This window comes from Bradyrhizobium sp. WYCCWR 12699, from assembly GCF_032144035.1.
Lineage (GTDB): Bacteria > Pseudomonadota > Alphaproteobacteria > Rhizobiales > Xanthobacteraceae > Bradyrhizobium.
The window spans coordinates 689,304-713,439 of sequence record NZ_JAVTJN010000039.1 but is presented as its reverse complement, the minus strand read 5'-3'; the positions used below and the strand labels follow the sequence as shown (position 1 = coordinate 713,439).

The window sequence follows — 24,136 nt, the reverse complement described above, 5'->3', positions numbered from 1 at the left end:
ACATGGCTGGCTCAAAAATCGAAAGAGATGTCTTCGGAAGACTGCCTGATGGCCGCGACGTCGAGCGCATCGTGCTGCGCGGGGCAGGCGGGTTCGAGGCGCGCATCATCACCCATGGTGCGGTGCTCCAGGCGCTGATCGCGCCGGACGCGAAGGGCGGCCATGACGACGTCGTGCTCGGCCATGACGCGTTCGCCGGCTATCTCGCGGAACGAAAGTTCTTCGGCGCCACCGTCGGCCGCTACGCCAACCGCATCGCCAGGGGACAGTTTTCGCTCGATGGTGAGACGGTGCAGCTTGCCGTCAACAACGGGCCGAATGCGCTGCATGGTGGCCTCGATGGATTCGACCGCAAGCTCTGGGAGATCGTGGAGATCGACGAGGGCGCCGCGCCTGCGGTGACGCTGACCTATGTCAGCCCTCACGGGGAGGAGAATTATCCCGGCAAGCTCGACGTCCGCCTGACCTATCGCATCACCGGGCCGACCGAGCTGTCACTGAGCATGGAAGCGCGGAGCGACCGGCCGACCATCGTCAACCTGACCAACCACAGCTTCTTCAATCTCGAAGGCGCGACGTCAGGCATTCCCATTCTCGACCACTGCTTGACGGTGGCCGCCGAGCATTTTCTCGCCATCGATCCCACCGCCATTCCCTTGCCAGGGCCGCCGCGTCCCGTCGCTGGCACGCCGTTCGACTTCCGCGAATCTCGATCGGTCGGCGAGCGCATCCGGCAGGGCGATCAGCAATTGCAGAACGGCAGGGGCTACGACCACACCTATTGCCTCGGACGTGATGGCAAGCTCGCGCTCGCCGCGCGGCTGGAGGCGCCGCGCTCGGGGCGGATCATGGAGCTTTTCACCGACCAGCCCGGCCTTCAGGTCTATTCCGGCAATTATCTGGACGGCACGATTTCGGGGAAGGGCGGCAAGCTCATCCGGCAGTCGGATGCCATGTGCCTGGAGCCGCACATCTGGCCTGATGCGCCGAACCGACCGGATTTTCCGAGCCCGCGCCTCGATCCCGGCCAGGTCTATCGCCATCACACGGTCTATCGCTTTGCAGTGAGGACGCCATGATGGAGCAGGTCGTCACCTCCGTTCTCTCTAGCGATCCCTGCCATCTCGGCGAGGGTCCGACCTATGACGTGACCACCGATACCGCCTGGTGGTTCGATATCCGCGAGGGACGGCTGTTCGAGGCGCAGCTTGGCAGTGGCAACATCCGCACTCATGCGCTCGGCCGGATGGCGAGCGCGCTCGGGCGCATCGATGCCGAACGGCAGCTGATCGTCGCCGAGGACGGGCTTTACATCCGCAAGCTCGCCGACGGCGAGATGACGCTGTTCCTTCCGCTCGAGGCGGACAATCCCGTCACGCGCTCCAATGATTGCCGTGTGCATCAATCCGGCACGTTCTGGATCGGCACCATGGGCAAGAAGGCCGAGCCGAAGGCAGGCGCGATCTACGCGCTCCATCGCGGCAAGATCTCCACGCTGTTTCCCGGCATCAGCATTCCAAATTCGATCTGCTTCTCGCCGGATGGCGCCACCGGCTACTTCACCGACACCCCGCGCGCCGTGCTCTATGCCGTGCCGCTCAATCCCGCGACCGGCCTGCCGCGCGGCGAGCCGGAGGTGCTGCTGCGCCATACCGGCGTTGGCGGTCTCGACGGCTCGGTGTGCGATGCCGACGGGCAGATCTGGAACGCCTGCTGGGGCGCGAGCCGGATCGATGTCTATTCCCCGCAAGGCGAACGCCAGCGCTCGCTCAACGTGCCGGCCAAGCAGGCGAGCTGCCCGGCCTTCGTCGGCCCCGACCTGTCGCGCCTTCTCGTCACGTCCGCATGGCAGGATATGGACGCAGCCGCACGCGCCGCCGATCCGCAGGCCGGCTGCACTTTTCTACTGGAGGCCTCCGCGCGCGGTCGTGCGGAGCCCGACGTCAAGCTCGCATAGGAGACGACAAAGCAGCCCACGACCACGTTCGCGACGACACGAAGAAATAATCTGACACCCAAGGGAGTGAAACATGCTGAAACTGAAGACCACATTCCTCGCGCTGGCGCTGGCGGGCGCTGCGACGATGGCGACAGGTCTCGCCGCCTCCGCACAGGACAAGGCGACCGTCGGCATCGCCATGCCGACCAAATCCTCGGCGCGCTGGATCGACGACGGCAACAACATGGTCAAGGTGCTGAAGGAGCGCGGCTACAACACCGATTTGCAATATGCCGAGGACGACATTCCGAACCAGCTCTCGCAAGTCGAGAATATGGTGACCAAGGGCGCGAAGGCACTGGTGATCGCCGCAATCGACGGCACCACCCTGTCCGACGTGCTCAAGCAGGCCAAGGCAAAAGGCATCACCGTGATCGCCTATGACCGCCTGATCCGCGGCACGCCGAACGTCGATTATTACGCGACCTTCGACAATTTCCAGGTCGGCGTCTTGCAGGCGCAATCGATCGAACAGGGGCTCGGCCTGAAGGACGGCAAGGGTCCGTTCAACATCGAGCTGTTCGGCGGCTCGCCCGACGACAACAACGCCTACTTCTTCTACAACGGCGGGATGAGCGTGCTGAAGCCCTACATCGACAGCGGCAAGCTCGTCGTCGCCTCGGGCCAGATGGGCATGGACAAGGTCGCGACGCTCCGCTGGGACGGCGCCACCGCCCAGGCCCGCATGGACAATCTGCTCAGCGCCTATTACGGCAACAAGAAGATCAACGCCGTGCTGTCGCCCTATGACGGCATCTCGATCGGCATCATCTCCTCGCTGAAGGGCGTCGGCTATGGTAGCGCCGATCAGCCGATGCCGATCATTTCGGGCCAGGACGCCGAGGTGCCCTCGATCAAGGCGATGCTGCGCGGCGACCAATATTCGACCATCTTCAAGGACACCCGCGACCTCGCCAAGGTGACCGCCGACATGGTCGACGCCGCGCTCGCCGGCAAGCAGGTCACGGTCAACGACACCAAGACCTACGAGAACGGCGTCAAGACCGTGCCCTCCTACCTGCTCAAGCCGGTCGTGGTCTACAAGGACAATTGGGAGAAGGTCCTGGTCGAGAGCGGCTACTACAAGAAGTCGCAATTCCAGTAAGACGTTTTCTTCCCCTCTCCCCGCTTGCGGGAAGAGGGTAGGGTGAGGGGGAGCCTCCACGAGGACGATGGACATTGCTCCTGCGGAGACTCCCCCTCATCCGAAATCCGCGCGACGCGCGCATTTCGACCTCTCCCCGCAAGCGGGGAGAGGTGAGGTAACGGATGGGATATGACACGATGACCGCCATGCTGGAGATGCGCAACGTCAGCAAGAGCTTTGCCGGTGTGCAGGCGCTGCGCGACGTCAACTTCTCGGTTCACGCCGGGCAGATCCACGCGCTCGTCGGCGAGAACGGCGCCGGCAAGTCGACGCTGATGAAGGTGTTGAGCGGGGTCTATCCCGCCGGCGGCTACGAGGGCACCATCGTCTTCGACGGTGAGGAGCGGCGCTTTCGCGACATCAACGATTCCGAGGCGCTTGGCATCATCATCATTCATCAGGAGCTGGCGCTGATTCCGTTGATGTCGATCGCGGAAAACATCTTCCTGTCGCATCCGCCCTCGAAGCTCGGCGTGATCGACCGCGACGAGGTCTATCGGCGCACGCGCGAGCTGCTGGCGCAGGTCGGCCTCAAGGAATCCCCGGATACGCTGATCACCGATCTCGGCGTCGGCAAGCAGCAGCTGGTCGAGATCGCCAAGGCGCTGTCCAAACGGGTGCGAATGCTCATTCTGGACGAGCCGACCGCCAGCCTCAACGAGGCCGACAGCGCCGCGCTGCTCGAACGTCTGATGGTCTTCCGCGAGCAGGGCATCGGCTCGATCCTGATCTCGCACAAGCTCAACGAGGTCGCCAAGGTCGCCGACCACATCACCGTGCTGCGCGATGGCCGCACCGTCGACAGCATCGATTGCCGCAGCGAGCCGATCCAGGAAGACCGCATCATCCGCAGCATGGTCAATCGCGATATGGCGCACCGTTTCCCGGAGCGCAGCGTTAAGATCGGCGAACCCGTGCTCGACGTCGCGAACTGGTCGGTCTATCACCCGATCCATCCCGAGCGGCAGGTGATCAAGAACGTCAATTTCGGCGTCAGGCGCGGCGAGGTCGTCGGCATTGCCGGATTGATGGGCGCCGGGCGCACCGAATTCGCCATGAGCCTGTTTGGCCGCTCCTGGGGCACTGCGATCAGCGGCTCTCTCCGGCTCGAGGGCAGAGAGATGGTGTTGCCGAGCGTCGCGGCGGCGATCGACGCCGGCCTTGCCTATGTCACGGAAGACCGCAAGCAGCTCGGGCTGATCCTGGCCGACGACGTTCGCAAGAATATCACGCTCGCAAGCCTTGACCAGGTCGCGCCTAAACGGGTGATCGACGACATCGCAGAGCTGAAGATCGCCAGCGATTATCGCACCCGCATGCGCATCCGTTGCTCCGACGTCTACCAGGAGACCGGCCAGCTCTCCGGCGGCAACCAGCAAAAGGTGGTGCTGTCGAAATGGCTGATGACCGACCCGAAAGTTCTGATCCTGGACGAGCCGACGCGGGGCATCGACGTCGGTGCCAAATACGAGATTTACTGTATCATCAACGAGCTGGCGGAAGCCGGCCGCGGTGTCGTGGTGATCTCCTCGGAGATGCCCGAACTGCTCGGCATCTGCGACCGCATTTGCGTCATGAATGACGGCGCCTTCGTCGGGGAGTTCGCAGGCGCCGATGCGACGCAGGAAAAGATCATGCGCGCCATCATGCGCAACGAGCGAAACATTGGGAACGCCGCGCCCGCGGCCGCGGAAATGGGAGGAATGCAGCCATGACCGACAAGACGGTATCGCTGCCCGAGGAGCGCCGGCACGGCAGCTTCATCAAGAACAATCTGCGCAACTACGGCATGCTGATGTCGCTGGTCGCGATCATGCTGTTCTTCCAGGTCATGACGGGCGGCACGCTACTGCAGCCGCTCAACCTGACGAACCTCGTGCTCCAGAACAGCTACATCGTCATCATGGCGCTCGGCATGCTGCTGGTGATCGTCACCGGCCATATCGATCTCTCGGTCGGCTCGGTCGCCGGCTTCGTCGGCGCGGTCGCCGCCGTGCTGATGGTGACCTACAAGGTCGACTACACGCTCGCCTTCATCGCCTGCCTGTTGCTGGGCGCGGCGATCGGCGCGGCGCAGGGCTATTGGGTGGCCTTTTTCGGCATTCCGTCCTTTATCGTGACGCTGGCGGGCATGCTGGTGTTCAAGGGGCTCGCGCTTGCGGTGCTGCAGGGCCAGTCACTCGGCCCGTTCCCGGCGACCTTCCAGAAGCTGTCCTCCGGCTTCATTCCGGAGCTTCTGCCCGAAGCCGGCACGCTGCATCCGACCTCGATGCTGATCGGCGCCGTGCTTGCGCTCGGCCTCGTCTATGCCAGCGCCAAGGGCCGCTCGCGCGAGCAATCGCATGGCATCGAGGTCGAGCCTTATGCGTTCTTCCTGGGCAAGAGCGTCCTGCTCGCCTGCGCCGTGCTCTATTTCACCTATCTGATCGCCTCGCATCGCGGACTGCCGAACGTGCTGGTGATCATGACCGCGTTGATCGCTTTGTACGGCTTCGTCACCCGGCGCACCGTGATCGGGCGGCAGGTCTATGCGGTCGGCGGCAATGCGAAGGCGGCAAAACTGTCGGGCATCAAGACCGAGCGACTGACCTTCCTCACCTTCGTCAACATGGGCGTGCTCGCCGCGCTCGCCGGCCTCGTCTTCGCCGCGCGCCTCAACACGGCGACCCCGAAGGCCGGGCTCGGCTTCGAGCTCGACGTCATCGCCGCCTGCTTCATCGGCGGGGCCTCGGCCTATGGCGGAGTAGGGCGCGTCGGCGGCGCCGTGGTCGGCGCCATGATCATGGGCGTGATGAACAACGGCATGTCGATCCTCGGCATCGGCATCGACTATCAGCAGGTCATCAAGGGCCTGGTGCTGCTCGGGGCGGTGTGTATCGACGTGTATAACCAGCGGCGGTAGCCGCATTGACGGTCGCGTAGGTCAAAGGCGCACTTGCGCCGTGCCCACCAGCTGTCTCCGATCGAGAGGAATGGTGGGCACGCTCCGCTTTGCCCACCCTCCGACATTACTGCAACGGTGACTGCGTCGTGAACAGCACCGTCGCGATCGCGACAGAGAGGGTCACCGCCGAGACCGTCGCCACGGTCGACAGCACCCCCATGCGCCGGAGCGCGATGGCAAACACGATGATGATGGGGGTCGCGGTCAGCAGCCCGATTTGTGCATCGCTCATCGCATCGCTCACTGTTTTGCGGAACCGCTCTATATATCCACCCTATGACGGCGGGGCGGCCGGAACGTTGCGATAGCGCAAACGCGCCCCCGGCCGGTTGCACTATTTGTCGGGCGACAAAGTCAGAATCGCGCCGGTGGACTATCTGTTCGGCGACTTGATTTGGAAATCAGATGTCGGCGACGGATTGCGAACAAGCGGGAACCGGCTGGGGAATCCTGGAAGATCTTCCCGGCGATCCCATGATCTGGGTGCTCATCTTCAGCGAGCTAGCCGCCTTCGGCCTGTTTCTCGGCGCTTTCGTCATCGCCCGCGCGCTTCACCCGGCGCTCTTTGCCGCCGGACAGGCCACGCTCGACGCACACCTGGCGGGACTCAACACCATCGTGCTCGTGACCAGTGGCTGGGCCGCCGCGCGGGCAACGGCTGCTGCACGGGCGGGGGAAAGAGGGCGTGCGCGCGGTTGGCTGTTCGGCGCCATGGTCCTTGGCGGCGTCTTTATCGCGGTCAAGCTGACCGAATATGCCGGCGAGATCGCGCAAGGAAACGGCTTGGAGACCAGCCCGTTCTTCACGCTCTACTTTCTCCTTACCGGCTTCCATCTCCTGCATGTCGGCCTCGGCATCGTCATCCTGGCCGTGGTTTCCCGGGGTGCTCGGCCGGCGGGCGTGGAGACCGGAACCGCTTTCTGGCACATGGTCGATCTGCTCTGGATCGTCATGTTCCCCATCATCTATCTGGTGCACCCGTGATTCCCGATCGTCTCGACATCGCCTGGATGACGTTGATCGGCCTTGCGCTCGCGACCCTTCTGGTTCCGACGCTGGTGTCGCGCCCCTTGTTCGCCAATGCGTTGCTGCTGACCTTCGCCGCCCTCAAGGGCCGCCGTATCGTGCTCGATTTCCTCGATCTTCAATCGGCGCCGGCGCTTTGGCGGGGCCTCGTCAGTGCTTGGGTTGTCCTCGTGGTGCTGTTCGCCTGGCTCGCATCCGCCATTGTCGCCCTGATCTGATCGGTGGTTTGCGTATCGTCGCCATCGTTGCGCTTCGTCAAAGAGCGCTCCCTACCGATCGGCAATAAATAGCATCACAGATTCTCTCGACTCAAACCGGAAAGGATTGGCAATGGCTGAACGCCTGACCAAGTCGGCCGCGCGAAATGTGTTTTACGGCGGTTCGGCCTTTTTCTTCGCCATCTTCATAGGGCTGACGGCGCATAGCCATTACTACATGGCCACGACGTCCACGGACGCGACGACGCTGACGTCGTCGGTCGCTCGCGGCAAGCATGTCTGGGAGAAGAACTCCTGCATCAACTGCCACACGCTGCTGGGCGAGGGCGCCTATTTCGCCCCCGAGGTCGGCAATGTCTGGGATCGCTGGGGCGGCAAGGAGGATCCGGCCGCTGCACGCGAGACGCTGAAAGCCTGGATGCAGTCGCAGCCCTCGGGCGCAGAGGGGCGGCGGCAGATGCCGCAGTTCAACCTGACCGACCAGGAGCTCAATGATCTCGCTGACTTCCTGCAATGGGCCAGCACGATCAAGCGCCAGAGCTGGCCGCCGAACAAGGCCGGCTGAGCATGCCGCTTTCTTCTTAAGACAGAGAGAACCCGAGATGAAATATCAAACCCAGAAAGTCGCGATGCTGTATTTCTACGGCGCGCTGACCTTGTTCCTGGCCCAGGTCCTGTTTGGCCTGCTTGCCGGAACGATCTACGTCCTGCCCAATACCCTGTCGGTCATCCTGCCGTTCAACATCGTCAGGATGATCCACACCAACGCGCTGATCGTATGGTCGCTGATCGGCTTCATGGGAGCGACCTACTACCTGCTTCCGGAAGAGACCGAGACCGAGCTCTACAGTCCGCTGCTGGCGAAGATCCAGTTCTGGATGTTCTTCGGCGCTGCCGGCGTCGCCGTGGTCGGCTATCTCTTCCACTATCACGAGGGCCGCGAATTCCTCGAACAGCCATTCATCATCAAGGTCGGCATCGTCGTCGTCTGCCTGATGTTCCTGTTCAACGTCACGATGACGGCGCTGAAGGGCCGCAAGACCACGATCACCAACATCCTGCTGTTCGGCCTGTGGGGCGTCGCGATCTTCTTCCTGTTCGCCTTCTACAACCCGGCGAACCTTGCCGTCGACAAGATGTACTGGTGGTACGTCGTCCATCTCTGGGTCGAGGGCGTCTGGGAGCTGATCATGGCCTCCGTGCTCGCCTATCTCATGATCAAGCTCAACGGCATCGATCGTGAGGTCGTCGAGAAGTGGCTCTACGTCATCATCGGCCTTGCCCTGTTCTCCGGCATCCTCGGCACCGGCCACCATTTCTACTGGATCGGCGCGCCCGGCTATTGGCAGTGGATTGGTTCGCTGTTCTCCACGCTCGAGGTCGCTCCGTTCTTCACCATGGTGATCTTCACGGTGCAGATGACCTGGAAGGCCGGCCGCAAGCATCCGAACCGCGCCGCGCTGTTGTGGTCGGTCGGCTGCTCGGTGATGGCGTTCCTCGGCGCCGGCGTGTGGGGCTTCCTGCACACGCTGTCCTCGGTGAACTACTACACCCACGGCACCCAGGTCACCGCCGCGCACGGCCATCTCGCCTTCTTCGGCGCCTATGTGATGCTGAACCTGTCGGTGATGGCCTACGCGATCCCGCAGCTCAAGGGACGGGCGCCCTATAACCAGTGGCTCTCCATGACCAGCTTCTGGATCATGTGCACGGCGATGATGACCATGACCTTCGCGCTGACCTTCGCCGGCGTGGTCCAGGTCCATCTGCAGCGCGTGCTCGGCCAGGGTTACATGGACGTGCAGGACCAGCTCGCGATGTTCTACTGGGTCCGTCTCGGCTCCGGTGTGTTCGTGGCGATCTCCGCGCTGATGTTCGTCTGGGCCGTGCTGGTGCCGGGCCGCGAGAAGCAGGCGGTCATCCCCGCCGCTCTGCAGCCGGCCGAGTAAACCGCAAAGGGCGGCCGCGGTTCGCCGCGGCCGCCAGCTTCCTTGGAAATTCCGGAGAGACATCATGAAAGCTGCCCTTCACACGGTCACCTCGGCACCCGAATTGCCGGCCTATGTTCCGTCCGGAAACGAATGCCAGCTGTTCGAGCATGCCTGGCGGCGGCGTCTGCCGGTGCTGCTCAAGGGACCGACCGGTTGCGGCAAGACCCGCTTCGTCGCGCACATGGCGGCACGGCTGGGACTGCCGCTTCACACCGTCGCCTGTCATGACGATCTGACCGCTGCCGATCTCACTGGCCGCTATCTGCTCAGGGGCGGCGACACCGTCTGGACCGATGGTCCGCTGACGCGCGCCGTGCGCGAAGGCGGCATCTGCTATCTTGACGAGGTCGTTGAGGCCCGCAAGGACGTCACCGTCGTGCTGCATCCTCTGACCGACGATCGCCGTATCCTGCCGCTGGAGCGTACCGGCGAGGAGCTGGTCGCGCCGAACAGCTTCATGCTCGTCGTCTCCTACAATCCCGGCTACCAGACGCTGCTGAAGGCCCTGAAGCCCTCGACGCGTCAGCGCTTCGTCGCCATCGAATTCGATTTCCTCCCGCCAGAGCAGGAGATCGGCGTCGTGTCCGCCGAAAGCGGGCTGTCGCCGGAGCGCGTGCGGCCGCTGGTGGGGCTGGCTGGGCGGCTGCGCGCGCTCAAAGGCCACGATTTGGAGGAGGGCGTCTCGACCCGGCTCGTGGTCTATTGCGCGACGCTGATTGCCGCGGGCACGCCGCTCGCCGATGCCGTGCTGGCGGGCATGATCGAGCCGCTCACCGACGATTCCGACGTGAAGGCGGCGCTGCTCGACGTCGCACGCGCCGTCATCGGGTGAGGCCGCGCCGATGCTCGACTTCCTCGAACTGGAGGAGACGGTCGGCCGCGCCTGGCACAGGATGGTCGGCGGCACCGCGAGCTATCCGGTTCACGACGATCACGCCGTCGCATTGACCGAGGTGAGGGGCCGGCTCGCGGTGATGTTCCGTGCGCTCGGCGGCGAGACCGGGGTGCAGATCGCAAGCGCAAGCGCGCGAAAATCGGGGCATCGTCTCGGCTGGCGGCAGCGTATCGGCCTCGGCGACGAGCGGCTCGAGCAGCCGGGCCGTGACGCCGCGACCATCTTTCTTCCCGATCGCATCTCGATTTTTCCCGACCGCGCGTTGAACGCGGCGCTCTATCGCTGGCTTGCGGCGTGGTTCGCGGCCGCGCCGATCGAAACGATCACCGAAGCCGATCCGCTGCGGCGCGATCTTCTGGTGTTGCGCCGGGCCAGCGAGACGGCGGTCTGGGTGCTTACGCAATTTCCCGGGCTTGTTGCCGACTATGCGCAGCTCGCCGCGGCAACTGCCGAGGCCCGGCCGCGTCGCCCCCTGCCGCGCATCGAGCAGGAGGTCGAGCAGATCGTGCTGGCCCTGCTCGGAACCGGCAAGGCGCCTTCGGGCAGACTGTGGCCGGCGATGATGGGGACGGGCCCGCTGCCGGACAAGGCGCCGCCGGGCTATCATTCGATCCTGCCGTGCCCGCTCTGGGGGGATTGCTGGACGCGCGAGCTCTCGCCCGCGCATGCCGGCGAGGATGAATGCGCACCGGGCGCGGAAGCGGCGGCCGAGAACGATCGCAAGCGTTTTGCCGTCCGCGAGCGTGAGGACAATGCCAACCGCCGCGATCCCTTCGTGCTCAATCGCTTCGAGAAGATCCTTGCGATGGCCGAGATGGTCAATGTCGACCGTCCGGCCGATGACAGCGAGGACGAGGATGCGCAGAAGGCCGCCGACGATCTCGAGGAGATCACGCTCAGCCGCCGCACGGGCAAGCCGGCGAGCCGGTTCAAGTTCGATCTCGACCTGCCGCCGGAAGCCCTCGACGCCTCGAAGCTGAATGCGGACCTCACTTATCCCGAATGGGACTACCGCAGCGGCTCCTATCTGCCCGATCATTGCCGCGTGCTCGCAGCTGCGGCCTCCGAGCAGGGCGAGAGCTGGACGCCTGACGACGCCACGCGCCGGCACATTCGCCAGGTGCGCCGCCGCTTCGAGGTGCTGCGGCCGCGCCACGAGCTGATGCGCGCCCAGGCCGACGGCCATGACCTCGATCTCGACGCGCTGGTGCGTGCGCAATGCGATCTCCGTGCCGGCAGCGGCGGCAGCGGTCTCGATCGCATCCATGTCGCGATGCGCCCGCAAGGACACGATCTTGCCGTCACGCTGCTCGTCGACGTCTCGCTGTCCACGGACGCCTGGGTCGACGGCTACCGCGTGCTCGACGTCGAGAAGGAGGCGCTGCTGGTGCTTGCCCACGGGCTTTCGGCCTGCGGCGATCACCACAGCATCCTGACCTTCACCTCGCGCCGGCGGTCCTGGGTGCGGCTCGAAACCGTGAAGGCCTTCGGCGAGCCGATGAGCGGGACGGTGGAACGCCGGATCGGCGCGCTGAAGCCCGGCTATTACACGCGGATCGGCACGGCCGTGCGCCATGCCGCGGCCGAGCTCGCCCGCCAGCCGCAGCGCAAGAAGCTGCTGATCGTGCTCACCGACGGCAAGCCGAACGACGTCGACCATTACGAAGGGCGCTTTGCGGTCGAGGACACTCGCAAGTCGGTGCAGGAGGCACGCCGGCTCGGCATCGCCGCCTTCGGCGTGACGGTGGACGCAACCGCGCAATCCTACTTCCCGACCCTGTTCGGCCGTGGCGGCTACGCGATCGTCGGCAACATCAAGCGGCTGCCCGCGGCGCTGCCGGCGATCTACCGGCAGGTCGCGCATTAAGCGGGAAAGGCCGCGTCGTTTCGCTCCCGCGTGAGCTATTGCTCATATGTTGAGTATATGATCGTATGGCCGGATGGACCCCGGCCGGCCAAGACCCGATCTGATCATCTTCGATTGCGATGGCGTGCTCGTCGACAGTGAGCTGCTGAGCTGCCGGTGCCTGTCCGAGGTGCTGGCCGAGTTCGACATCGCGCTCAGCCCGCAGCAGGCGCTCGAACTCTTTCTCGGGCGCAGCACCAAGGCGATCGAGCAGCATTATCGTGATCTCGGGCAGATCGTGCCGGACGGCTTTCTGCCGCGCCTGAAGTCGCAAGTGCTGTCGACATTCGCAGCATCGCTGCAGCCGATCCCCGGCGTTGCCGGCGTGATCTCCGAGCTCCCCGTGCCGTTTTGCGTGGCATCGTCCAGCGACCTCGATCGCGTTGCGCTCTCCCTCGATGTCACCGGCCTGCGGGCGCATTTCGGCGACGGGCTCTACACCGCGCAAATGGTCAGGCACGGCAAGCCGGCGCCGGATCTCTTTCTCCTCGCGGCGGAGAAGATGGGGGTGCAACCCGCGCGCACGCTGGTGATCGAAGACAGCGTCAGCGGCGTTGCGGCGGGCAAAGCGGCCGGCATGACCGTCTGGGGATTTGTCGGCGGCAGCCATTACCGCGGCCGTGACGGGCGGGCTATATTGTCCGGCGCGGGGGCCGACCGGGTCTTCGCGCGCATGAGCGATTTCTGGGAGGCGTGAGGCCCGCATGGCCGCCGAGAACGACAGATCGCGACTCGACGATGCCGCGCGTGCCGGCTGGCTCTATTTCATCGCCGGTCACACCCAGGACGAGATCGCAAAGATGCTCCAGGTCTCGCGCGCCTCGGCGCAGCGGCTGGTCTCGTTGTGCCTCGCCGAGAGCCTCATCACCTTTCGGCTGGAGCATCCCATCGCCGCCTGCATGGAACTCGCAGCGCGCCTCAGGGAGCGTTTCGACCTTGCCCATTGTGAGGTGGTGCCGGCCGATCCGGCGGCGCCGCAGGCCACCGCAGGCATCGCGGAGCGCTGCGCCAATCTGCTCGACGCGACGCTGCGGTCGGAGACGCCCGTGATCGTCGCGCTCGGCACCGGCCGTGCCGTGCGCGCAGCGGTCGAGCGCGTCACGCCGATCGACCGGCCCAATCACCAGATCGTCTCGCTGGTCGGCAACATCTCCGCCGACGGTTCGGCGAGCTTTTACGACACCGTCGGCCGGCTCGCGGACCGCACGGGAGCGCGGCACTATCCGATGCCGCTGCCGTTCCTGATGTCGTCCGAGGACGAGCGCAACAAGATGGTCCGCATCGAGCCGATCGCCAAGGTGAAGGCGGTGGCAGCCAAGGCGGATTTGCGCCTCGTCGGCATCGGCCAGATGGACCAGAAGGCGCAGGTTCACATCGACGGCTTCGTCACCCGCGACGAGTTGTTCGAGATGATGCGGCTGGGCGCCATCGGCGAGATCACCGGCTGGGCCTATGACTCCAAGGGCCGCCTGCTCAAGGCCGGGACCAACAAGCGCCTCACCAGCATTCCGCCGGAAGTGCCGGCGAAGACCACGACGATCGGTGCCGCGGTCGGCGCAGCCAAGGTGCCGGCCATCGCGGCGGCGCTGAACGGCGGCCTGGTCAACGGGCTCATCACCGACGAGACGACGGCGCGGGCAATCCTGGAGCGGTAGGCGAAGTTAGCGCGGCAGCGGCGCTGCGCTCCCTCTCCCCGCAAGCAGGAGAGGGTGGAGCAAGCCGCGCGCCCGCCCGAGCCACTGCCGCCGCTCCGCGCTTTCACTCTCATCCCTGTCGCACCGCAGCACTCATAAGTTGCGCAAATGCGTGTGCGCCTGCTTGACAACAGTCGCCCTCTCGGTTGAACATACGCCCAACGCGTGGGCATATGCTCAAAACGCGAGTTGAGGGGAGGTCACCCGTGAAACACGTCCTGGGCGCCGTCTGCGGCGCGTCTGCACTTTTGCTGGCCGTCCCCGCGATGGCCGAAACCACCCTGACGATCGCCACCGTCAACAACGGCGACATGATCCGCATGCAGGGGCTGACGGCCGAATTCACCAAGAAGAATCCAGACATCACGGTGAAGTGGGTGACTCTGGAGGAGAACGTGCTGCGCCAGCGCGTCACCACCGACATCGCCACCAAGGGCGGTCAGTTCGACGTGCTCACCATCGGCACCTATGAGGTGCCGATCTGGGCCAAGAAGGGCTGGCTGGTGCCGTTGGCCAATTTAGGGGCCGATTACGACGTCGCCGACCTCCTGCCCAAGATCAAGGACGCAGTCTCAGTCGACGGCAAGCTCTACGCCGCGCCGTTCTATGGCGAGAGCTCGATGGTGATGTATCGCACCGACCTGTTCGAGAAGGCCGGCCTGAAGATGCCGGAAAAGCCGACCTGGGATTTCGTGGTCGATGCTGCCAAGAAGCTCACCGACAAGAGCGCCGGCACCTACGGCATTTGCCTCCGCGGCAAGGCCGGCTGGGGCGAGAACATGGCGTTCCTCTCGGCCATGGCCAATTCCTACGGCGCGCGCTGGTTCGACGAGAAGTGGCAGCCGCAGTTCAACACGCCGGAATGGAAGGCGACGCTGACGACCTACGTCAATCTGATGAAGGAGGCCGGTCCTCCCGGCGCGAGCTCCAACGGCTTTAACGAGAATCTGGCGCTGTTCAACGCCGGCAAGTGCGCGATGTGGATCGACGCCACGGTGGCGGCGTCCTTCGTCACCAACCCGAAGGATTCCAAGGTTGCCGACAAGGTCGGTTTCGCGCTGGCGCCCAACACCGGCCTCGGCAAGAACGCCAACTGGCTGTGGGCCTGGAACCTCGCGATCCCCGCCGGCTCCAAGAAGACGGAAGCTGCCGAGAAGTTCATCGCCTGGGCAACCAGCAAGGACTACACCAAGCTCGTCGCATCGAAGGAAGGCTGGGCCAACGTGCCGCCGGGCACGCGCACCTCGCTCTACCAGAACCCCGATTATCTGAAGGTCGCCCCGTTCGCGAAGCTGACGCTGGCCTCGATCGACGCGGCCGATCCGAACAAGCCGACGGTGAAGGCGGTGCCTTACGTCGGGGTGCAATACGCCGCCATTCCCGAATTCCAGGGCATCGGCACCCAGGTCGGCCAGCAGTTCTCGGCTGCGCTTGCGGGCTCGATGACGGTCGATGCCGCGCTGACCGCGGCGCAATCGGCGACCGAGCGCGAGATGAAGCGAGCCGGCTACATCAAGTGAACCCGAGCTCGACCTCCTGAGCTCAACTTGCGGCCATCCGCCGATCCCCGGATGGATGGCCGCCTTCTTCCCGAGGTTTCATTTTGACGCGTTTTCTTCCCGCGGACCCCTCGCACCTTCGCGCGAAAACGCTCTAAGGAGAAGTCAGGGATGGCAACGCGGCAGACGCAGTTCCTTGCGCGCTCGCTCCTGACGCCTGCGGTCGGGCTGCTCTTCATCTGGATGATCGTCCCGCTGGCACTGACGATCTACTTCTCGACGCTGCATTACAGCCTGCTCGATCCCGGCTCCGAGTCGTTCGTGGGCCTGGAGAACTTCCGCTACTTCCTCACCGATCCCGCCTTCCTGGCCTCGCTTCAGAACACGTTGGTGCTGGTCGGCTCGGTGCTGGCCCTGACGATCATGCTCGGCATCCCGCTCGCGCTGCTGATGGACCAGCCGGTGATCGGGCGCAATTTCGTGCGGCTGATGGTGATCGCGCCGTTCTTCGTGATGCCGACGGTCAGCGCGCTGGTCTGGAAGAATCTGTTGATGCATCCGGTGTCCGGCCTGTTCGCCTGGCTCGCCTCGGTGTTCGGATTGACGCCGGTCGACTGGTTCAACGACGTGCCGCTCCTTGCGGTGATCCTGATCGTGACGTGGCAATGGCTGCCGTTCGCGACGCTGATCCTGCTCACCGCGCTGCAATCGCTCGACGAAGAGCAGAAGGAGGCTGCCGAGATGGACGGCGCCAGCGCGGTCTCGACCTTCATCTACATCACGCTGCCGCATCTGGCGCGCCCCATCACGGTGGTGATCCTGATCGAGACCATTTTCCTGCTCACGGTCTTCGCAGAGATCTATGTCACCACGGGTGGCGGCCCTGGCCTGTCGACCACCAACATCGCCTTCCTGATCTATTCGCAGGCGCTGATTCAATACGATGTCGGCACGGCCTCGGCGGGCGGCCTCGTCGCGGTCGTGATCGCGAACATCGTCGCCTTCTTCCTGGTCCGCATCGTCGGCCGCAATCTGGAGGCGTGAGATCATGGCACGGAGGGCGACGACGCAGCAGGTGGTGGTCTCGACGATCGGGGCCTGGTTCTTCGGCTTCCTGATCTTCTTCCCGATCCTCTGGATGGTACTGGCGAGCTTCAAGACCGAGCTGGAAGCCTTTGCCATCCCGCCGTCCTTCCTGTTCTTCCACTGGACCACCGAGAATTACGCGACGGTGCAGGAGCGCAGCGACTATCTTCATCACGCGATGAACTCGATCATCATCGCCGGCGGCTCGACGCTCATCGCTCTCTTGATTGCCGTTCCCGCGGCCTGGTCGATGGCGTTCTCGCCGACCAAGCGCACCAAGGATATTCTGCTCTGGATGCTCTCGACCAAGATGATGCCGCCGGTCGGCGTGCTGGTGCCGATCTACCTGATCTACAAGTCCTTCGGTCTTTTGGATTCCCGCATCGGCCTCGTCTTCATTCTGTGCCTCGGAAACCTGCCGATCGTCATCTGGATGCTCTTCACCTATTTCAAGGAGATCCCGCGCGACATTCTTGAAGCCGCGCGCATGGACGGCGCCACCATCGGCCGTGAGCTGGTCTATGTGCTGACGCCGATGGCGATCCCGGGGCTGGCGTCCACGATGCTGTTGAACCTGATCCTCGCCTGGAACGAGGCGTTTTGGACGCTCAATTTGTCGACCTCGAACGCGGCGCCGCTCACCACCTTCATTGCCTCCTATTCCAGCCCGGAAGGGCTGTTCTGGGCAAAGCTGTCGGCTGCCTCGACGTTGGCGATCGCGCCCATTCTCGTCCTCGGTTGGTTCAGCCAGAAGCAGCTCGTGCGCGGGCTCACCTTCGGCGCGGTGAAGTAGAGGGGCTGCCGGATCATGGGTCAGATTACACTTCAAGGCGTGCAGAAATCGTTTGGCCCCGTGCACATCATCAAGGGCGCTGACTTGGACATCGCCGACGGCTCCTTCGTGGTGTTCGTCGGTCCGTCCGGCTGCGGCAAGACCACCTTGCTGCGGCTGATCGCCGGGCTCGAGGACGTCACCGGCGGCAACATCCTGATCGACGGCAGGAACGTCGTCGACACGCCGCCCGCCAAGCGCGGACTGTCGATGGTGTTTCAGTCCTACGCGCTCTATCCGCATATGAGCGTGCGCGGCAATATCGGCTTCGGCCTGAAGATGGCGGGACTGGCGAAAGACGAGATCAACCGCAAGGTCGAGGCCGCCGCCGCGACGCTGAATCTCACGCCCTATCTCGATCGCAAGCCGCGCGAGCTTTCCGGTGGCCAGCGCCAGCGCGTTGCGATCGGCCGGGCCATCGTGCGCGAGCCCAAGGCGTTCCTGTTCGACGAGCCGCTGTCCAACCTCGATGCTGCGCTGCGCGTGCAGATGCGCATCGAGGTGACGCGGCTGCAGAAGCAGCTCGGCACCACCGCGATCTACGTCACCCACGACCAGGTCGAGGCCATGACCATGGCCGACAAGATTGTCGTGCTCAACGGCGGCAAGATCGAGCAATACGGCTCGCCCCTGGAGCTCTACGAGCGGCCCGCGAATCTTTTCGTCGCCGGCTTCATCGGCTCACCCAAGATGAATTTCGTCACCGGCGAGCTCGCCCAGCAGCAGGGGGCGGCGACCATCGGCGTGCGGCCGGAGCATCTCAAGATCGAGCGCGACGGAGCGGACGGCTGGCAGGGCACGATCGCGGTCGCCGAGCATCTCGGCAGCGACACCTTTCTCTATGTCGATGCCGGCGCGCTCGGCATGCTGACGGCGCGCTATATCGGGGAATTGAGCCTGCACGCCGGCGACCGGGTCTCACTGGTGCCGGACCCCGCCCGCATTCACCGCTTCGATGCGAGCGGCAACGCGCTTCGGAACTGACAAGAAACGGAAAGACGACCATGTACCTGGAAAAATTCAAGCTGAACGGCAAGACCGCGTTCATCACCGGCGGCGGGCAGGGCATCGGCCTTGGCTGCGCGGAAGCGCTGGCTGAAGCCGGCGCCAAGGTGATCATCGGCGACCGCGACAGCAAGATCGCCGACAGCGCCAAGGCCAGCCTTAAGGCGAAGGGCTTTGACATCGAGACCGCGATCATGGACGTGACCGACACCAAGCGCGTGGCGGAGGTCGCCAACGACCTCGTCGCCCGCCACGGCAAGGTCGACATTCTCGTCAATAATGCCGGCATTGCCCGCAGCGAAACTCCGGCCGAAACCGTCACCGACGAGCACTGGCTCAACGTCATCGATGTCAATCTCAACGGCACCTTTTGGTGCTGTCGCGAATTCGGCAAGCATATGCTGAAGGCGAAGAGTGGCGCCATCGTCAATGTCGGCTCGATGTCCGGCTTCATTGTCAACAAGCCGCAGGAGCAATGCTTCTACAACGCCTCCAAGGCTGCCGTGCATCACCTGACCAAATCGCTGGCCGCCGAATGGGGCGCGCGCGGCATCCGCGTCAATGCGGTGGCGCCGACCTATATCGAAACGCCGCTCAACGCCTTCGTGAAGAGCAACGCCAAGATGTATGACGCCTGGATCGGCGGAACTCCGATGGCGCGGATGGGGCAGGTCGAGGAGATCGCCTCCGTCGTGCTGTTCCTCTCCTCGGAGGCCGCGAGCCTGATGACCGGCAGCATCGTGCTGGTGGATGGCGGCTACACTTGCTGGTAGGCTCACCGTCAAAACTGACGGAAAGCGACCGGGAGCGACAATGCCGCGAGCGTATATCGGCGTCGACGTGGGGACCACCAGCACGCGGGCCGGGGTGTTTGACGAGTCTGGAACACTGCTTGCAACCGCCCGGCATCCAATCCGGATCTGGCACGAGCCCGGCGACGTTGTCGAGCAGTCCTCGCAGGACATCTGGGAAGCCTGCGTCAGATCGGTGCGGGCTGCGGTGGCCGAAGCGTCGATCGCGCCCGACAGCATCGGCGGCATCGGCTTTGACGCCACGTGTTCGCTGGTTGTCCTCGATAGACAGGGCGAGCCGCTCACCGTCAGCGCATCCGGCGAGGCCGAGCGCAATGTCATCGTCTGGATGGATCATCGTGCCGTTGCCGAGGCGCGGCTGATCAACGAGACCGAGGACGCCGTGCTGCGCTATGTTGGCGGCTCGATCTCGCCAGAAATGGAAATGCCGAAGCTGCTATGGCTGAAGCGGCACCTTCGTGGGAGCTTCGACGCCGCCGGCCACTTCTTCGATCTCGCGGATTATTTGACCTGGCGCGCGACCGGCTCGCTGCAGCGCTCGACCTGCACCGTGACCTGCAAGTGGAACTATCTCGCCCATGACGGCGGGGGCTGGAGCGCGCAATTCTTCAAGCGCATCGGCCTGTCGGACTTCGTCACCGAGAAATACGCCCGCATCGGCACCGAGATCGTCGCCCCCGGCACGCGGCTTGGCGCCGGACTCACCCGCACGGCCGCGGCCGAACTCGACCTGCCAGCGGGCATACCGGTCGGCGCCTCGCTGATCGACGCCCATGCCGGCGGCATCGGCGCGATCGGCGGCCGCGACGGCGCGGGCGGGGCCAGCGATGCCTGCGACCGGCTCGCCTATATCATGGGAACGTCGGCCTGCATCATGGCGACGACGAAAGAACCGTGTTTCGTGCCGGGGGTGTGGGGACCTTATTACTCCGGCATGGTCTCGGACTTCTGGCTCAACGAGGGCGGCCAGTCCGCCGCGGGTGCGGCGATCGACCATCTCCTCAAGTCGCATCCCGGCCATGCCGAGGCCAGCACCGCGGCGCGCGGCGAGGGTCTCGAGCTCATCGACTTCCTCGAGCGCCGCATCATCGCGCGTACCGGCAGCGCCAGCCATGCTGCGCTGCTTGCCCGCGATATCCATGTGCTTCCCGAGTTCATCGGCAACCGCTCGCCCTACGCCGATCCCGATACGCGCGCGGTGATCGCGGGTCTCGATCTCGATACCGACATCGCCTCGATGGAGCGGCTGTTCGTCGCCGGCCTGTGCGGGCTCGCCTATGGTCTCGCCGAAGTGATCGAAGCCTTTGCCGCGCATGGCGTGCGCTCCAGCATCATGATCATGGGCGGCGGCGCCAGCCGCAGTCCGCTGGTACGGCAGATCATGGCCGACACGACAGGGCTTACCGTCGCGCTGCCGCAGACGAAGGAGCCGGTGCTGCTCGGTGCTGCGATGCTGGGGGCGGTGGCCGGCGGAGCCTACGCCTCGATCGGCGAAACCATGGCCAGGATGTCGGCGCTGGGCCGCAAGAGCGAGCCGACCGCGCCCGACATGGCGGCATTTCACAGGCGCAAGCGCGCGGTCTACAAGCTGTTGCGCGAGCTCGACCGCGGCAGCCGCGCGGCGATGGGCGACATCGCGAGAGGTTGAAAGACATGCTGATTGCCTGCGGCGACGCGCTGATCGATTTCGTGCCGACGCGAAGCGCCGAGGGGCGCGAGGCGGTGATACCGGCGGTCGGTGGTTCCTGCCTCAACGTCGCGATCGGGATGGCGCGGCTGGGCGCGCCGGCCGGCTTCGTCGGCGGCATCTCGACAGACTTGTTCGGGCGGATGATCGCAGATCATGCCGCGGCTTCTCACGTCGGTCTCAATCTTGCGACCCGCAGCGATCATCAGACCACGCTCGCTTTCGTCCGCATCGTCGCGGGCGAGTCGCATTACGCCTTCTACGATGCCGAGACCGCGACACGAAACTGGACCTATCGGCGTGGGTCCATTCCGTTCGACACGGTCGAGGCCGTCCATGTCGGCTCAACCACGCTCGTCAACGACCGGGGCGCAGCCGAGACCGAGGCGCTGATCGCGGATGCGCGCACGTCCTCGACGATCTCGTTCGATCCGAACTGCCGGCCCAATCTTGTCAAGGACAAGCCGGCCTATCTCGCGCGCATGGCGGAGTTTGCCGGTCACGCTGATCTCATCAAGATGTCGGACGTCGACTTCGCCTACCTCCATGGCGACGAGCCTTATCCGCAGCGCGCGCGCATGCTGCTCGGGCAGGGCACCAGTCTCGTCGTCATCACCCGCGGCAATCATGGCGCGATCGCGTGGCACGCGGGAGCAGGGCAGATCGAGGTCGCCGCGCCCAACGTCGAGGTTGCCGACACGATCGGCGCGGGCGACAGCTTTCAGGCGGCGCTGCTCTTTGCCCTGCACAAGCAGGGACGCATTGCACGGCAAGCATTGAAGGACATCAGTGCCGACGAGCTCCGTCGCGCCCTGTCCTTTGCCGCCAATTGCGCCGGCCTCACCTGCACGCGCCCGGGCGCCGATCCGCCCTGGAGCCATGAGATCAATTGGCGCTGGTAGCCCGCCTCACATCCGCGCGACGGCCTTCTCGGCGCATTTGAGAAACCTGGAGATCAGCGGGCTCTGTGAATCCCGTCGCCAGCACACCGCGATGTCGATGGAATCGCCGGCATCGCGCAGCGGCCTGAACACGATGCCGCTTGGCGCGCCGAGCTTGGCGCAGGCCGGCACGATCGCAAAACCTTCGCCGGCGAGCACCAGGCTCAGCGCCGAATGCACCGTCTCCACCCGGCTCGCAATCGGCATCACGATCTGATGCCGGCGCAGCAGGGCCGCGACTGCGGAGGAGGCGGGATCCTGCTCCGGCGGCGGCAACGCGATCAGAGGGCGGCCCTGCAACCGTTCCATCGGCACGGTGCCGAGCCGCGCCAGCGGCGAGCGGATCGGCGTGGCCAGCATGAAGGGCTGGGCACCGATCCGAGCCACCTGGATCTCGGGATGGTTGATGGCTGGCATGCACAGCGCAACCGTGACGCTGCGATCGAGCAGCCGGGCCTCGCGCGTCGATGCGCTGAGCTCGGCAAACTCGAGGTCGACACCGGGCACCGAGCGCCGCAGCTCGGGAATCAGCCGCGGCAGCATCGCATTCGCCAGCACGAACATGTACCCGACCGAGAGCCGCCCGCGCTTGCCGGCGGCGACCGCGCGCGCGGCTTCGGCGCCGTCGGCGGCCAGCGCCAGCGCCTCGCTCGCCCGCGACAGCAGCGCCTGGCCTGCCTCGGTCAGGTCCATGCCGCGGGTGCCCCGGCGGAACAGCGGCGCGCCGATCTCGGCCTCGAGCTTGCGGATCTGCACCGAGAGCGGAGGCTGCGCCATCCGCAGCCGCTCGGCGGCCTTGCCGATGCTGCGCGCCTCGGCGACGGCGACGAAATAGCGGAGCCGGCGAAGATCCATTGGCATACCGAAAACGTATGGGTTGGCGACCAAAATCGTATTGGACGGCCAGTTAACAAAACTGTCATTCTCGCTGTCAATGCTTTGGCCAACGAGGGCCAACTTCGGAGCGTGGTGTGACGATGAACGGCGATCCCTGTCTCCTGTCTGCAACCGAGCTGCGCGGCCTCATCGCCGCCAAACGCATTTCTCCGGTCGAGATCACCCGCGCCGTGCTCGCCCGCGCCGAGGCGCTGCAGGGCAAGTTGAACTGCTTCATCACGATCTGCGGCGACGAGGCGATGGCGCAGGCCCGCGCGGCCGAGCGCAAGGTGATGGCCGGCGAAGAGCTCGGCCTGCTGCACGGCATCCCCGTCACGGTCAAGGACATCGTCAACACCAGGGGCGTCAAGACCACCTTCGGCGCCGTTCCCTACAAGGACAATGTGCCGGCCGAGGACGCCGTGGCGGTGGCGCGGCTGCGCCGCGAAGGTGCGATCCTGATCGGCAAGACCACGACGCCGGAATTCGGCAGCAAGTGCCTGACGGATTCGCCGCTGTTCGGCCGGACCCGCAACGCGTGGGACGCCTGCCGCTCCTCCGGCGGCTCCAGCGGCGGCGCGGCGGTGGCGGTCGCCAGCGGCATCGCGCCGCTTGCGATTGCGACCGATGGCGGCGGCTCGACGCGGATTCCCGCCGCCTGCAATGGCGTGGTGGGTTTGAAGCAGAGCAACGGAGTGATCCCGCACAGCCAGGCGCTGGATGTTTTCGGCAACCAGACCTATGTCACGCCGACCACCCGCACCGTCGCCGACACCGCATTGATGATGCAGGCGATGGCCGGAGAGGATGCCTGCGATCCCTGGTCGATCGGCGTGCCCGTGCCTGACTTCATCGGCACGAGCGCGGCGGGCGGTGACCTGCGCGGGCTCAGGATCCTTTGCTGCCTGACGCCGCCGGGCCGTCCAGTGTCCGCTGAGGTCGCCGCCAATTTTAGGGCGAGCCTCGATCGGCTGGCGGGGTTAGGGGCGGAGCTCGAGGAATTCTCCGGCGAGGATTTCGACATCGAGCCGATCTGGCGTGCCATCAACCACACGGTCTGGCGCACGCGCTTTGCCAAGCTCGCTGCCGAGCACAAGGACGAGCTGAGCGAGGCCTTCCTCAAGCAGCTCGCGCTCGCGACCGAGGTCAGCGGCGTCGACTACCAAGACGCGATGTTCGCGCGTACCGCGCTGTTCCGCCGTGTGCAATCGTTGCTTGCGCGCGGGCATCTGCTGGCGATGCCCACCCTGACGCGGACCGCACTTCCGATCAGCCAGGACCTGTTCGGCAGCATCGAGATCGATGGCCGGCATTTCGACAGCGTCCGGCCACACTGGTTCCCCTGGACCATGCCGTTCAACATGACCGGCCATCCCGCGATCAGCCTGCCCTCAGGCTTTGCCCGTGACGGCTTGCCGATCGGCCTTCAACTGGTCGGCCGCTTCCGAGGGGACGCGGAATTGCTGCGCGTGAGCGCGCTGTTCGAGGCCTCGAGCGGCCTTCTGTCGCGCTGGCCGGAGTGACGACATGCCCACGCAGCAAAAGGGCCGTTGTCAAAGGACTTGCCTCCGGCGGCCG

At 65.0% G+C, this 24,136-nt stretch carries 23 protein-coding genes; 21 read left to right on the top strand and 2 right to left on the bottom strand.

The genetic code is table 11. From position 1 onward, the window contains the following. Nucleotides 1–2 precede the first annotated feature (2 nt). From RPS27_RS34135 to mmsB, 5 genes are all read left to right on the top strand, one after another. On the top strand, nt 3–1,079 hold the full coding sequence (locus RPS27_RS34135; RefSeq protein ID WP_212067076.1) for an aldose epimerase family protein: 1,077 nt from the start codon (nt 3–5) through the stop codon (nt 1,077–1,079). Further along, complete coding sequence (locus RPS27_RS34130; protein WP_313755092.1) at nt 1,079–1,957, top strand: SMP-30/gluconolactonase/LRE family protein; 879 nt, start codon at nt 1,079–1,081, stop codon at nt 1,955–1,957. Before RPS27_RS34135 ends, RPS27_RS34130 begins: the two co-directional genes overlap by 1 nt. 73 nt (nt 1,958–2,030) lie before the next feature. Further along, the gene (chvE, locus tag RPS27_RS34125; RefSeq protein WP_212067075.1) at nt 2,031–3,104 is read left to right on the top strand and encodes a multiple monosaccharide ABC transporter substrate-binding protein; all 1,074 of its coding nucleotides are present in this window, start codon (nt 2,031–2,033) and stop codon (nt 3,102–3,104) included. Nucleotides 3,105–3,283: 179 nt separating this feature from the next. After that, entirely contained in the window at nt 3,284–4,861 is a 1,578-nt protein-coding gene (gene mmsA, locus RPS27_RS34120) for a multiple monosaccharide ABC transporter ATP-binding protein (RefSeq protein ID WP_212067074.1), read from the top strand. Continuing rightward, nucleotides 4,858–6,048 (top strand): multiple monosaccharide ABC transporter permease, encoded by a 1,191-nt coding sequence (mmsB, locus tag RPS27_RS34115; protein ID WP_211417549.1) that lies wholly within the window; start codon nt 4,858–4,860, stop codon nt 6,046–6,048. The genes mmsA and mmsB overlap by 4 nt, the downstream gene beginning before the upstream one ends. A 106-nt stretch (nt 6,049–6,154) precedes the next feature. Here mmsB and RPS27_RS34110 read toward each other — a convergent pair whose 3' ends face one another. Continuing rightward, a complete protein-coding gene (locus RPS27_RS34110) occupies nt 6,155–6,322 on the bottom strand; it encodes a hypothetical protein (protein ID WP_194407267.1) in 168 nt (55 codons plus the stop codon). 173 nt (nt 6,323–6,495) lie between these two features. Here RPS27_RS34110 and RPS27_RS34105 point away from each other — a divergent pair, with 173 nt between their 5' ends. From RPS27_RS34105 to RPS27_RS34035, 15 genes are all read left to right on the top strand, one after another. Then, nucleotides 6,496–7,074 (top strand): cytochrome c oxidase subunit 3 family protein, encoded by a 579-nt coding sequence (locus RPS27_RS34105; RefSeq protein ID WP_212067073.1) that lies wholly within the window; start codon nt 6,496–6,498, stop codon nt 7,072–7,074. After that, nucleotides 7,074–7,334, top strand: a complete 261-nt coding sequence (locus RPS27_RS34100) for a cytochrome C oxidase subunit IV family protein (protein WP_409517586.1) — start codon at nt 7,074–7,076, stop codon at nt 7,332–7,334. Before RPS27_RS34105 ends, RPS27_RS34100 begins: the two co-directional genes overlap by 1 nt. A gap of 112 nt (nt 7,335–7,446) precedes the next feature. Next, entirely contained in the window at nt 7,447–7,899 is a 453-nt protein-coding gene (locus RPS27_RS34095) for a c-type cytochrome (RefSeq protein ID WP_100177802.1), read from the top strand. A gap of 37 nt (nt 7,900–7,936) precedes the next feature. Next, complete coding sequence (locus tag RPS27_RS34090; protein WP_194407270.1) at nt 7,937–9,283, top strand: cbb3-type cytochrome c oxidase subunit I; 1,347 nt, start codon at nt 7,937–7,939, stop codon at nt 9,281–9,283. 64 nt (nt 9,284–9,347) lie between these two features. Further along, nucleotides 9,348–10,157 carry a CbbQ/NirQ/NorQ/GpvN family protein gene (locus RPS27_RS34085; RefSeq protein WP_212067071.1) on the top strand — a complete coding sequence of 270 codons (810 nt, stop codon included), beginning with the start codon at nt 9,348–9,350 and terminating at the stop codon, nt 10,155–10,157. A 10-nt stretch (nt 10,158–10,167) separates the two neighbouring features. After that, nucleotides 10,168–12,087, top strand: a complete 1,920-nt coding sequence (locus RPS27_RS34080) for a nitric oxide reductase activation protein NorD (RefSeq protein WP_212067070.1) — start codon at nt 10,168–10,170, stop codon at nt 12,085–12,087. 73 nt (nt 12,088–12,160) lie between these two features. After that, the gene (locus RPS27_RS34075) at nt 12,161–12,823 is read left to right on the top strand and encodes an HAD family hydrolase (protein ID WP_212067069.1); all 663 of its coding nucleotides are present in this window, start codon (nt 12,161–12,163) and stop codon (nt 12,821–12,823) included. 7 nt (nt 12,824–12,830) lie between these two features. Then, nucleotides 12,831–13,781, top strand: a complete 951-nt coding sequence (locus RPS27_RS34070) for a sugar-binding transcriptional regulator (protein WP_212067068.1) — start codon at nt 12,831–12,833, stop codon at nt 13,779–13,781. A gap of 245 nt (nt 13,782–14,026) precedes the next feature. Continuing rightward, nucleotides 14,027–15,340 (top strand): ABC transporter substrate-binding protein, encoded by a 1,314-nt coding sequence (locus RPS27_RS34065; RefSeq protein ID WP_212067067.1) that lies wholly within the window; start codon nt 14,027–14,029, stop codon nt 15,338–15,340. Between the two features lie 150 nt (nt 15,341–15,490). Beyond that, complete coding sequence (locus RPS27_RS34060; RefSeq protein ID WP_212067065.1) at nt 15,491–16,363, top strand: carbohydrate ABC transporter permease; 873 nt, start codon at nt 15,491–15,493, stop codon at nt 16,361–16,363. Nucleotides 16,364–16,367: 4 nt separating this feature from the next. Further along, nucleotides 16,368–17,198, top strand: coding sequence for a carbohydrate ABC transporter permease (locus RPS27_RS34055; RefSeq protein WP_211417539.1), 831 nt, complete (start codon nt 16,368–16,370; stop codon nt 17,196–17,198). A gap of 15 nt (nt 17,199–17,213) precedes the next feature. Continuing rightward, nucleotides 17,214–18,221, top strand: coding sequence for an ABC transporter ATP-binding protein (locus tag RPS27_RS34050; RefSeq protein WP_212067063.1), 1,008 nt, complete (start codon nt 17,214–17,216; stop codon nt 18,219–18,221). A 20-nt stretch (nt 18,222–18,241) separates the two neighbouring features. Then, complete coding sequence (locus RPS27_RS34045) at nt 18,242–19,015, top strand: SDR family NAD(P)-dependent oxidoreductase (RefSeq protein WP_212067061.1); 774 nt, start codon at nt 18,242–18,244, stop codon at nt 19,013–19,015. 40 nt (nt 19,016–19,055) lie between these two features. Further along, complete coding sequence (locus tag RPS27_RS34040; protein WP_313754976.1) at nt 19,056–20,702, top strand: FGGY-family carbohydrate kinase; 1,647 nt, start codon at nt 19,056–19,058, stop codon at nt 20,700–20,702. A 5-nt stretch (nt 20,703–20,707) separates the two neighbouring features. After that, nucleotides 20,708–21,643: a carbohydrate kinase gene (locus RPS27_RS34035; RefSeq protein WP_313754975.1), complete on the top strand. Its 936-nt coding sequence runs from the start codon at nt 20,708–20,710 to the stop codon at nt 21,641–21,643. 6 nt (nt 21,644–21,649) lie between these two features. Here RPS27_RS34035 and RPS27_RS34030 read toward each other — a convergent pair whose 3' ends face one another. After that, nucleotides 21,650–22,537, bottom strand: coding sequence for a LysR family transcriptional regulator (locus RPS27_RS34030; RefSeq protein WP_212067050.1), 888 nt, complete (start codon nt 22,535–22,537; stop codon nt 21,650–21,652). Between the two features lie 122 nt (nt 22,538–22,659). Between RPS27_RS34030 and RPS27_RS34025 the strand changes: the two genes are divergently transcribed. Then, complete coding sequence (locus RPS27_RS34025; protein ID WP_212067195.1) at nt 22,660–24,081, top strand: amidase; 1,422 nt, start codon at nt 22,660–22,662, stop codon at nt 24,079–24,081. Nucleotides 24,082–24,136 lie beyond the last annotated feature (55 nt).

Excerpts from the sequence above, each read along its gene's own strand:
- RPS27_RS34035 (WP_313754975.1), top strand. The coding sequence starts at position 20,708 with ATGCTGATTGCCTGCGGCGACGCGCTGATCGATTTCGTGCCGACGCGA.
- RPS27_RS34130 (WP_313755092.1), top strand. The coding sequence starts at position 1,079 with ATGGAGCAGGTCGTCACCTCCGTTCTCTCTAGCGATCCCTGCCATCTC.
- RPS27_RS34030 (WP_212067050.1), bottom strand. The coding sequence starts at position 22,537 with ATGGATCTTCGCCGGCTCCGCTATTTCGTCGCCGTCGCCGAGGCGCGC.
- mmsB (WP_211417549.1), top strand. The coding sequence starts at position 4,858 with ATGACCGACAAGACGGTATCGCTGCCCGAGGAGCGCCGGCACGGCAGC.
- RPS27_RS34080 (WP_212067070.1), top strand. The coding sequence starts at position 10,168 with ATGCTCGACTTCCTCGAACTGGAGGAGACGGTCGGCCGCGCCTGGCAC.
- RPS27_RS34135 (WP_212067076.1), top strand. The coding sequence starts at position 3 with ATGGCTGGCTCAAAAATCGAAAGAGATGTCTTCGGAAGACTGCCTGAT.
- RPS27_RS34055 (WP_211417539.1), top strand. The coding sequence starts at position 16,368 with ATGGCACGGAGGGCGACGACGCAGCAGGTGGTGGTCTCGACGATCGGG.
- RPS27_RS34085 (WP_212067071.1), top strand. The coding sequence starts at position 9,348 with ATGAAAGCTGCCCTTCACACGGTCACCTCGGCACCCGAATTGCCGGCC.
- RPS27_RS34070 (WP_212067068.1), top strand. The coding sequence starts at position 12,831 with ATGGCCGCCGAGAACGACAGATCGCGACTCGACGATGCCGCGCGTGCC.
- RPS27_RS34075 (WP_212067069.1), top strand. The coding sequence starts at position 12,161 with ATGGACCCCGGCCGGCCAAGACCCGATCTGATCATCTTCGATTGCGAT.
- RPS27_RS34050 (WP_212067063.1), top strand. The coding sequence starts at position 17,214 with ATGGGTCAGATTACACTTCAAGGCGTGCAGAAATCGTTTGGCCCCGTG.
- RPS27_RS34095 (WP_100177802.1), top strand. The coding sequence starts at position 7,447 with ATGGCTGAACGCCTGACCAAGTCGGCCGCGCGAAATGTGTTTTACGGC.
- RPS27_RS34040 (WP_313754976.1), top strand. The coding sequence starts at position 19,056 with ATGCCGCGAGCGTATATCGGCGTCGACGTGGGGACCACCAGCACGCGG.
- RPS27_RS34045 (WP_212067061.1), top strand. The coding sequence starts at position 18,242 with ATGTACCTGGAAAAATTCAAGCTGAACGGCAAGACCGCGTTCATCACC.
- RPS27_RS34110 (WP_194407267.1), bottom strand. The coding sequence starts at position 6,322 with ATGAGCGATGCACAAATCGGGCTGCTGACCGCGACCCCCATCATCATC.
- RPS27_RS34090 (WP_194407270.1), top strand. The coding sequence starts at position 7,937 with ATGAAATATCAAACCCAGAAAGTCGCGATGCTGTATTTCTACGGCGCG.
- mmsA (WP_212067074.1), top strand. The coding sequence starts at position 3,284 with ATGACCGCCATGCTGGAGATGCGCAACGTCAGCAAGAGCTTTGCCGGT.
- chvE (WP_212067075.1), top strand. The coding sequence starts at position 2,031 with ATGCTGAAACTGAAGACCACATTCCTCGCGCTGGCGCTGGCGGGCGCT.
- RPS27_RS34025 (WP_212067195.1), top strand. The coding sequence starts at position 22,660 with ATGAACGGCGATCCCTGTCTCCTGTCTGCAACCGAGCTGCGCGGCCTC.
- RPS27_RS34105 (WP_212067073.1), top strand. The coding sequence starts at position 6,496 with ATGTCGGCGACGGATTGCGAACAAGCGGGAACCGGCTGGGGAATCCTG.
- RPS27_RS34060 (WP_212067065.1), top strand. The coding sequence starts at position 15,491 with ATGGCAACGCGGCAGACGCAGTTCCTTGCGCGCTCGCTCCTGACGCCT.